This window comes from Streptomyces sp. NPDC056479, from assembly GCF_042795335.1.
Classification (GTDB): domain Bacteria; phylum Actinomycetota; class Actinomycetes; order Streptomycetales; family Streptomycetaceae; genus Streptomyces.
This window is the reverse complement of record NZ_JBHTRZ010000007.1, coordinates 578,222-586,071: the sequence shown is the minus strand read 5'-3', so window position 1 is coordinate 586,071 and position 7,850 is coordinate 578,222. Positions and strand designations below refer to the sequence as shown.

Genomic DNA, 7,850 nt, shown 5'->3' with positions numbered 1-7,850 from the left:
CGACTCTATCAGACCGTTTCCCGATCCGATTTCCTCGGTGCTTTCCAGGTTCCCGCTCTCGCGTTTCCCTTTCCGGCGGTTCCGACTTTATCAGAGATTCTGAGTCGGAATTCCCGCCCCCTTCGGGGACTGGTTCCGGCACACGAGGTGGCCGGGTTCCCGGTTGGGCGGAGCCGTAAACGTACTGGAGCGGGGCGGCCCGATGCAAATCGAGGTGCCCCGCTCCAGGTTCACGCAGTCGAAGGTCCGACGGACCGTCAGACCTCCACCACCACAGGCAGGATCATCGGCCTGCGGCGATAGGTGTCGGAGACCCACTTGCCGAGGGTCCGACGCACCAGCTGCTGCAGCTGGTGCGGCTCGACCACACCGTCCTGGGCTGATCGCTCCAGTACCTCCGTGATCTTCGGGATGACTCCCCCGAAGGCGGTGTCCTCGATGCCGGAGCCGCGGGCCTGGATGTGCGGGCCTCCCGTGATCTTGCCGGTGGAGGAGTCCACCACCACGAAGACCGAGATGATGCCCTCGTCGCCGAGGATCTTGCGGTCCTTGAGCGCCGGCTCTCCCACGTCGCCGACCGAGAGGCCGTCGACGTATACGTAACCCGCCTGGACCTTGCCGGAGATCTTCGCCTTGCCCTCGATGAGGTCGACGACGACGCCGTCCTCGGCGATGACGATGCGGTCGTGCGGGACGCCGGTCAGGGCGCCCAGTTCGGCGTTGGCGCGCAGGTGGCGCCATTCGCCGTGCACCGGCATCAGGTTCTTCGGGCGGCAGATGTTGTAGAAGTACAGCAGTTCGCCCGCGGACGCGTGGCCCGAGACGTGCACCTTGGCGTTGCCCTTGTGGACGACGTTCGCGCCCCAGCGGGTCAGGCCGTTGATGACGCGGTAGACCGCGTTCTCGTTGCCGGGGATGAGGGACGACGCGAGGATCACGGTGTCGCCGTCGACGATGCGGATCTGGTGGTCGCGGTTGGCCATGCGGGACAGGGCCGCCATCGGTTCACCCTGGGAGCCCGTGCAGACGAGGACGATCTCATGGTCCGGGAGGTCGTCGAGTGTCTTGACGTCCACCACCAGGCCCGGCGGGACCTTCAGATAGCCCAGGTCGCGCGCGATGCCCATGTTGCGGACCATCGAGCGGCCGACGAAGGCGACCCGGCGGCCGTATTCGTGGGCCGCGTCCAGGATCTGCTGGATGCGGTGGATGTGGCTGGCGAAGCTGGCCACGATGATCCGCTTGCTGGCGCCCGCGAACACCTGGCGCAGGACGTTGGAGATGTCCCGCTCGGGCGGCACGAAGCCCGGGACCTCGGCGTTCGTGGAGTCGGAGAGGAGGAGGTCGATGCCTTCTTCGCTCAGACGTGCGAACGCGTGGAGGTCGGTCAGTCGGTTGTCCAGCGGGAGCTGGTCCATCTTGAAGTCGCCCGTGTGGACGACCATGCCGGCCGGGGTGCGGATGGCGACCGCCAGGGCGTCCGGGATGGAGTGGTTGACCGCGACGAACTCGCAGTCGAAGGGGCCGATGCGTTCGCGGTGCCCCTCGGCCACCTCGAGGGTGTAGGGGCGGATGCGGTGCTCCTGGAGCTTGGCCTCGATGAGGGCGAGGGTCAGCTTGGAGCCGATCAGCGGGATGTCCGGCTTCTCGCGGAGGAGGAAGGGGACGCCGCCGATGTGGTCCTCGTGGCCGTGGGTGAGGACGATGCCCTCGATGTCGTCGAGGCGGTCCCGGACGGACGAGAAGTCCGGCAGGATCAGGTCGATTCCGGGCTGCTCCTCCTCGGGGAAGAGCACTCCGCAGTCGACGATCAGCAGACGGCCTCCGTACTCGAAGACCGTCATGTTTCGGCCGATTTCGCCGAGACCGCCGAGCGGGGTGACCCGCAGGCCGCCTTCGGGGAGCGGCGGAGGCGTACGGAGTTCAGGATGCGGATGACTCAAAAGACTCTCCTCACCACGCGCGCCACGTACCGGTCGGGCACGTGGCGCGCGTGACGTTCGTGCAGAAGCAGTTGTCGTTGTGTGTAGTGCGCAGGCACCGGTGGCCCGCTTATTCAGTTGTGAAGTCTGTGTGCGCGCCTGGCGCGCGAAGTCTGGTGCTAGAGCTGTACCCCGCCGGCAGCAAGATCGATCTTGAGCTGCTCGATCTCCTCGGGTGAGCACTCCGCCATGGGGGCGCGCAGCGGTCCGGCGGGCAGGCCCTGGAGGCCGAGCGCGGCCTTGGTGGTCATGACGCCCTGGGTGCGGAACATGCCGGTGTAGACCGGGAGCAGCTTCTGGTGGATCTCCGTGGCCTTCTGTACGTCACCGGAGACATACGCGTCGACGAGCGCGCGCAGGTCGGGGGTGACCACATGGCCGACGACCGAGACGAAGCCGACCGCGCCCACGGAGAGCAGCGGCAGGTTCAGCATGTCGTCGCCGGAGTACCAGGCCAGGCCGGTGCGCGCGATGGCCCAGCTGGCACGGCCGAGGTCGCCCTTGGCGTCCTTGTTGGCGACGATGCGCGGGTGCTCGGCGAGCCGGACGATCGTCTCGGTGTTGATCGGGACGCCGCTGCGGCCGGGGATGTCGTAGAGCATGACCGGCAGCTCGGTGGCGTCGGCGATGGCTGTGAAGTGCCGGTACAGGCCCTCCTGCGGGGGCTTGTTGTAGTACGGCGTGACGACCAGCAGGCCGTGTGCGCCCACCTGCTGTGCCGCGCGGGCGAGCTCGAGGCTGTGGCGCGTGTCGTTGGTGCCGACACCGGCCACGACGTGGGCTCGGTCGCCGACGGCCTCCAGTACCGCTCGCACCAGGTCCGATTTCTCCGCATTGCTGGTGGTGGGCGACTCGCCGGTGGTGCCGTTGATGATCAGGCCGTCGTTGCCTGCGTCCACCAGGTGCGTGGCGAGCCGCTGTGCACCGTCGAGGTCGAGTGCGCCGTCCGCCGTGAAGGGCGTGATCATGGCGGTGAGGACCCGCCCGAAGGGGGTCTGCGGAGTGGAGGTCGGAGCCATGGGTTACACGCTACTCGTTGCGCACGGCCGGGTCTGCCCTAGGGGGGTGCGGGAAAGTCAGGACAAATATGGAGCCCGGCACTGCCTGCTCGGGGGTTCAAGCAGTGCCGGGTCCGTTTGATCAGGCTAGATGAACATCTCTAAATGCCGCAATACGGACACTTCATGAGGCTGACCCACGGCCCCCGTGCCCGGGTTGCGTTACGGCGCCACACGGCCGTTCGCATTGAAGGCGGCGTGCGTCAGCGGCATGAGCTTCGCCCACTCCGCCTCCATCTTCTCGCCGACCATCTCGATCTCCCGCTGCGGGAAGGACGGGACCTTGGCCAGCTCGTGCTGGGTACGCAGGCCGAGGAAGTGCATCAGCGAGCGCGCATTGCAGGTGGCGTACATCGAGGAGAAGAGGCCGACCGGGAGGACCGCGCGGGCGACCTCGCGGGCGACGCCGGCGGCGAGCATCTCCTGGTAGGCGTCGTACGCCTGGCGGTAGGAGTCCTCCATGGTGCGGGAGACCAGCTCCTGCTGGGCCTCGGTGCCCTCCACGAAGACGTACTTGCCGGGGCGGCCCTCCTGGACGAGCTTGCGGTCCGCGCCGGGGACGTAGAAGACGGACTGGAGCTCGCGGTAGCGGCCGCTCTCCTCGTTGTACGACCAGCCCACGCGGTGCCGCATGAACTCGCGGAAGACGAAGATCGGGGCGCTGATGAAGAAGGTCATCGAGTTGTGCTCGAAGGGGCTGCCGTGCCGGTCCCGCATCAGATAGTTGATCAGGCCCTTGGAGCGCTCGGGGTCCTTCTGCAGCTCCTCCAGGGACTGCTCGCCGGCGGTGGAGACGCGGGCGGCCCACAGCACGTCGGAGTCGGCCGCGCTGTGCTTGACCAGCTCGACGGTGACGTCACTGCGGAAGCTGGGCTTGGGGTCGTCGGCGGGGGTGTCGGTCACGGCTCGGAGGGTCCTTCCATCACTTCGCTGGGCGGCGCCCACTCTACGGGGCGGCACTGACAACGGGGCGTTCGGTGCCGGGTTGCGACATACGGCGGCGAACATCAGCGAATTTCTGTGAATTCGGTGAAACCGGGCACCTTTTGGGGCACCCGCTCGTCTGTGTTGGTGAGGGTCACCCACACGATTCCAAGAGGAGAAGTCCCTGATGTTCGGTCGGCGCGAGCCCGTCCCGTTCGCCTTCCTTGCCGAGGCCGACAGGTTCCGCAGCAATGTCACTCCCCCGCCCCGAGAGCGGGCGTCCGTCGGTCAGATGGCCGGGCGCTGGCTGCTGGGCCTCACCATCGTCGCCGGGCTCGTGGGCTCGCTGGTCGTCGGCACGCCGGCGCTGTCCACCGACAAGTCCACACCGGCCCAGGAGTCTCAGGCCTCCCAGGGGCACTGACTCCATCGGACCCCCAGAGGTGGTGAGCGGGGACACGGGTCGATAACCTCACCGGGCACAGCCCAAGCATGGATTGAGTGAGGACCAGCCGTGCCCCTGCCCTTCCTGACGGCCGACCGCGCATTCGAGGCAGCCGACGATGCCCCGCTGCCCTTCGACGACCACGACCGCTGGCGGCGTCCTTACCGTCCCGGGCCGTGGCGGGTGGGCATGGCGGCGCTGGGGCTGCTGCTCGCCTCGTTCGTGCTGTTCGCGGCGGTCATCATCGCCCTGACCGGCACGGTGAACGAGGCCGCGGTGGTCTTCGCCATCGCGCTGGCGGTCATCGCCACCGCCCTGCGCCTGCTGCGCGCGGGCGTGTGGGTGAGCGCACGCGGACTGCGCAGGGTGAGCTTCCTCGTCACGCGTACGGTGCCCTGGGACCAGGTCGTCGCCGTGCGGACGGTGCAGCAGCCGGTGCGCTGGCTGGGGTTGCCGCGCACCGTGCAGGGGCAGGCGCTGCTGCTCGTACGGCGGGGCCGGTCGGCCAATGACACGCCGACGCTGATGACCACGCACAACGCGGACTTCCTGGCGCGGGTCGCGGCGTTCGACCGGGCCGCCGACGCCATCGAGGCGTGGGCGGCGGAGAACGCGCGCCGCTGAGAGCGATGCGTACACCGAAGGGGCCGGTCCGCGGCGTATGCGGGCCGGCCCCTTCGTCGTACGGCCTGGCGATCGGCGTGCGGCTGAAGGGCCTCTCAGGGCTGAATCGTCGTCGTAGCGTCAGGCACGCGGCGTCGTGGCGCTCAGGCCTCGACCGTCCTGCCCTCGTGCAGGGCGATGGCCCGCTGCATCGCCTTGCGCGCCCGCGGGGTGTCCCGGGCGTCGTGGTAGGCGACGGCGAGGCGGAACCAGCTGCGCCAGTCGTCGGGGGCGTCCTCGGTCTCGGCCTTGCGCTTGGCGAAGACCTCGTCGGCCGAGTCACGGTCGATACGGCCGCCCGGCGTGCGCTTCAGCTCGTCGACGGGCAGGCCTCCCTCGGCGTCCAGTTCGGCGGCGAGGGCGTTGGCCTTGCGGACGAACTGGGTGTTCTTCCACAGGAACCACAGGCCGATGACCGGCAGGATCAGCACCGCCACACCGAAGGTGACGGTGATGACCGTGCCGGACTGGATGAGCATCACGCCACGGCTGCCGACCAGGACGAAGTAGACGACCAGGACGGCGGCCGTTATGGCGTAGGACAGCTTGGCGCGCATCAGCCCAGGTCCAGGAAGTGTTCCAGGCCGAAGGTGAGGCCCGGAGTGGTCACCACGCGGCGGGCGCCGAGCAGGATGCCCGGCATGAAGCTGCTGTGGTGGAGGGAGTCGTGCCGGACGGTGAGAGTCTCGCCCTCGCCGCCGAGCAGGACCTCCTGGTGGGCCAGCAGGCCGCGCAGACGGACCGCGTGGACCGGGATCCCGTCGACGCTGGCGCCGCGGGCACCGTCCAGGGCGGTCTCCGTGGCGTCCGGAGCGGGTGCCGTCCCGGCGGCGCGGCGGGCCTCGGCGATGAGCTGGGCGGTGCGGGTGGCGGTGCCGGAGGGGGCGTCGACCTTCTTCGGGTGGTGCAGCTCGACGACCTCGACGGACTCGAAGTAGGGCGCGGCGATCTGCGCGAACTTCATCGTCAGGACGGCGCCGATGGAGAAGTTCGGCGCGATGAGCACGCCGGTCTCCGGGGAGGCGGCCAGCCAGCCGTTCAGCTGCGCGAGGCGCTCGTCGGTCCAGCCCGTGGTGCCGACGACCGCGTGGATGCCGTGGTTCACGCAGTAGTCGAGGTTGGCCATCACCGAGTCGGGCGTGGTCAGTTCGACGGCCACCTGGGCGCCCGTCTCCGCGAGGGTCTCCAGCTTGTCGCCCCGGCTCAGGGTGGCGACCAGCTCCATGTCCTCGGCGGCCTCGACCGCCCGTACCGCCTCGGCGCCGATCCGGCCCTTTGCGCCGAGGACCGCCACGCGCAGCTTGCTCATCTCTGTTGCTTCCTTACGTCGGATGTTCCGAGGTTCCGAGGGCGGACGGGTCAGGCGACGGCGTCGTTGAGCCGGGCGGCCTGCTTGTCCTTCAGCGGGCCGATGACCGACAGCGACGGTCGCTGCCCCAGGACGTCGCGGGCGACCGAACGGACGTCGTCCGGGGTCACCGCCGCTATCCGGGTCAGCATGTCGTCGACGGACATCTGCTCGCCCCAGCACAGCTCACTCTTGCCGATGCGGTTCATGAGCGCACCGGTGTCCTCCAGGCCGAGGACGGTGGAGCCGCGGAGCTGGCCGATGGCGCGGTCGATCTCGTCGTCGGACAGGCCGTGTTCGGCGACCTGGTCGAGCTCGTCACGGCAGATCTTCAGCACGTCGTGGACCTGCGAGGGCCGGCAGCCCGCGTACACGCCGAACAGGCCGCAGTCGGCGAAGCCGGAGGTGTACGAGTACACGCTGTAGGCCAGGCCCCGCTTCTCGCGGACCTCCTGGAACAGCCGGGACGACATCCCGCCGCCGAGGGCGGTGTTGAGCACGCCCAGTGCCCAGCGGCGCTCGTCGGTGCGCGCCAGGCCTGGCATGCCGAGGACGACATGGGCCTGCTCGGTCTTGCGGCCGAGGAGCTGGACGCGGCCCGCGGTGCGCAGGGCGCGCCGGCCGTCGCGCGGTGCGATGGGCGCGGCGTCGCCGTTCTTGAACGCGCCCGCCTTCTCGAAGGCCGCGCGGACCTGTCGTACGACCTTGTTGTGGTCGATGTTGCCGGCGGCCGCCACGACCAGGTGGGTCGGGTCGTAGTGCTTCTTGTAGAAGCGGCGGATGCGGTCTGAGGTGAGGGCGTTGACCGTGTCGACGGTGCCGAGGACCGGGCGGCCGAGGGGGTTGTCGCCGAACATCGTGTGCGCGAACAAGTCGTGCACACAGTCGCCCGGGTCGTCCTCGGTCATGGCGATCTCTTCGAGGATCGCGCCCCGCTCGACGTTGACGTCGTCCTCGAGGATGAGCGAGCCGGTCAGCATGTCGCAGACGACGTCTATGGCCAGCGGCAGGTCGGTGTCGAGCACGCGCGCGTAGTAGCACGTGTACTCCTTCGCCGTGAACGCGTTCATCTCGCCGCCGACCGCGTCGACGGCAGAGGAGATGTCCAGCGCCGACCTGCGGGTGGTGCCCTTGAAGAGCAGGTGCTCCAGGTAGTGCGTGGCGCCGTTCAGGGCCGGGGTCTCGTCGCGGGAGCCGACGTGCGCCCAGATGCCGAACGTGGCGGAGCGGACCGAGGGCAGGGTCTCGGTGACGATGCGCAGGCCGCCCGGGAGGGTGGTCTTGCGGACCGTGCCGATGCCGTTGGTGCCCTTGATGAGGGTTTGGGTACGGGCGAAGGGCCCCCCCCCCCCCCAAACCCCGGCCCCCCCCCCCTCGCCCCCCCCCCCCCCCCCCCCCTCCCCCCCCCCCCTTTCCCCCCCCAAACCCCC

The 7,850-nt window shown here is 69.2% G+C and carries 8 protein-coding genes; 2 read left to right on the top strand and 6 right to left on the bottom strand.

Annotation, left to right across the window (positions count from 1 at the left end):
- Positions 1-257 precede the first annotated feature (257 nt).
- The 3 genes from ACFQ6S_RS28915 to thyX form a co-directional block, all read right to left on the bottom strand.
- On the bottom strand, positions 258-1,943 hold the full coding sequence (locus ACFQ6S_RS28915; protein ID WP_383415829.1) for a ribonuclease J: 1,686 nt from the start codon (positions 1,941-1,943) through the stop codon (positions 258-260).
- Positions 1,944-2,101: 158 nt separating this feature from the next.
- Positions 2,102-3,001 (bottom strand): 4-hydroxy-tetrahydrodipicolinate synthase, encoded by a 900-nt coding sequence (gene dapA / locus ACFQ6S_RS28910; RefSeq protein WP_383415826.1) that lies wholly within the window; start codon positions 2,999-3,001, stop codon positions 2,102-2,104.
- 201 nt (positions 3,002-3,202) lie between these two features.
- Positions 3,203-3,943, bottom strand: coding sequence for an FAD-dependent thymidylate synthase (gene thyX / locus ACFQ6S_RS28905; RefSeq protein WP_383415823.1), 741 nt, complete (start codon positions 3,941-3,943; stop codon positions 3,203-3,205).
- A gap of 208 nt (positions 3,944-4,151) precedes the next feature.
- On the opposite strand from thyX, the gene ACFQ6S_RS28900 reads away from it, so the two are divergent.
- Positions 4,152-4,388 (top strand): hypothetical protein, encoded by a 237-nt coding sequence (locus tag ACFQ6S_RS28900; protein WP_383415820.1) that lies wholly within the window; start codon positions 4,152-4,154, stop codon positions 4,386-4,388.
- Between the two features lie 90 nt (positions 4,389-4,478).
- Complete coding sequence (locus ACFQ6S_RS28895; RefSeq protein ID WP_383415818.1) at positions 4,479-5,033, top strand: hypothetical protein; 555 nt, start codon at positions 4,479-4,481, stop codon at positions 5,031-5,033.
- A gap of 143 nt (positions 5,034-5,176) precedes the next feature.
- Here ACFQ6S_RS28895 and ACFQ6S_RS28890 read toward each other — a convergent pair whose 3' ends face one another.
- Genes ACFQ6S_RS28890 through ACFQ6S_RS28880 form a run of 3 tightly spaced genes read right to left on the bottom strand, consistent with a single transcriptional unit; the run spans position 5,177 to position 7,736 of the window.
- A complete protein-coding gene (locus ACFQ6S_RS28890; protein ID WP_383415815.1) occupies positions 5,177-5,629 on the bottom strand; it encodes a hypothetical protein in 453 nt (150 codons plus the stop codon).
- A complete protein-coding gene (gene dapB / locus ACFQ6S_RS28885; protein WP_383415812.1) occupies positions 5,629-6,381 on the bottom strand; it encodes a 4-hydroxy-tetrahydrodipicolinate reductase in 753 nt (250 codons plus the stop codon). The genes ACFQ6S_RS28890 and dapB overlap by 1 nt, the downstream gene beginning before the upstream one ends.
- Positions 6,382-6,431: 50 nt before the next feature.
- The gene (locus tag ACFQ6S_RS28880) at positions 6,432-7,736 is read right to left on the bottom strand and encodes a M16 family metallopeptidase (protein WP_383415893.1); all 1,305 of its coding nucleotides are present in this window, start codon (positions 7,734-7,736) and stop codon (positions 6,432-6,434) included.
- Positions 7,737-7,850: the final 114 nt, after the last annotated feature.

Bases quoted from the DNA above. Each gene is read 5' to 3' on its own strand.
- ACFQ6S_RS28890 (WP_383415815.1), bottom strand. From the start codon at position 5,629: ATGCGCGCCAAGCTGTCCTACGCCATAACGGCCGCCGTCCTGGTCGTC.
- dapA (WP_383415826.1), bottom strand. From the start codon at position 3,001: ATGGCTCCGACCTCCACTCCGCAGACCCCCTTCGGGCGGGTCCTCACC.
- dapB (WP_383415812.1), bottom strand. From the start codon at position 6,381: ATGAGCAAGCTGCGCGTGGCGGTCCTCGGCGCAAAGGGCCGGATCGGC.
- ACFQ6S_RS28900 (WP_383415820.1), top strand. From the start codon at position 4,152: ATGTTCGGTCGGCGCGAGCCCGTCCCGTTCGCCTTCCTTGCCGAGGCC.